Origin of the sequence: Mycolicibacterium vaccae NBRC 14118 = CIP 105934 (assembly GCF_001552715.1) — a bacterium.
GTDB classification, from domain to species: domain Bacteria; phylum Actinomycetota; class Actinomycetes; order Mycobacteriales; family Mycobacteriaceae; genus Mycobacterium; species Mycobacterium vaccae.
Genome location: NZ_BCRS01000362.1, coordinates 1 through 736 on the forward strand (window position 1 = coordinate 1; position 736 = coordinate 736).

The 736-nt window shown below is 74.7% G+C and carries 2 pseudogenes; both read left to right on the plus strand.

The features are described 5' to 3' along the window. Positions 1-207, plus strand: a pseudogene (locus MVA01S_RS30025) (hypothetical protein); the annotation flags it as partial. A gap of 60 nt (positions 208-267) precedes the next feature. Then, positions 268-736, plus strand: a pseudogene (locus MVA01S_RS30030) (Rv1157c family protein); the annotation flags it as partial.

Genomic DNA, 736 nt, shown 5'->3' on the forward strand with positions numbered 1-736 from the left:
GCGCCCGCCGCTCCCGCGTCGCCGCTGTCGGGGCTGACCGACTCGCTGGGAGTTCCCGGCGGGCTGGCCTCGCTGCTGCCCTCAGGCACGCCGCTGGCCGGTCTGCTGCCGACCGACGCCGCCGCTCCGGTCGCGGCCCCCGTGGCTGCTCCTGCTGCTGCTCCGGCACCGGGGTCGCTGCTCAGCCCGCTGTCGGCTCTGCCCTGACCTTCGGCACGCGCCGAAGCCCTCTGAAACCATCTGAAACGACCCACGTATTGGGGGATCATGCCTACGACCCGGCCCATCTCAGCGAAGGCGACCGCGCTCACCACCAGGCTGGCGGTCTGCACCTCTGCTCTGCTGCTGACGGCCGGCGTCACCGGAGTGGCGCACGCAGAACCGGCGCCGCCGTTGCCGATCGACGGGTTGCAGGCCCCCGGCCTGCCCGCGGTGCAGAGCATCGGACCGGTGATCCAGCAGGCGGCCTCTGATCCCACCAATGCGGCGTCGATGCTGATGGCGGCCGCCGCCGTGTTCGCCGGGGACATGGCGGCGCCGCAGCCCTCGCGTGATGTCGCGTCGGCGGTCAACTCCTTCGTCGCCCAGCCCGTCGCGCACGTCCCGGCGACCGGCGCGGTGCCCGGCACCGAGGCGCATCTGCCCGCCGGGGTGAACCCCGCCCACGTCGTCGGCCCCGTGCCCGAGGCCGTGCCGCACGCGCTGCCCGAGGCCCACGCGCCTGCGTCGGTGCCTG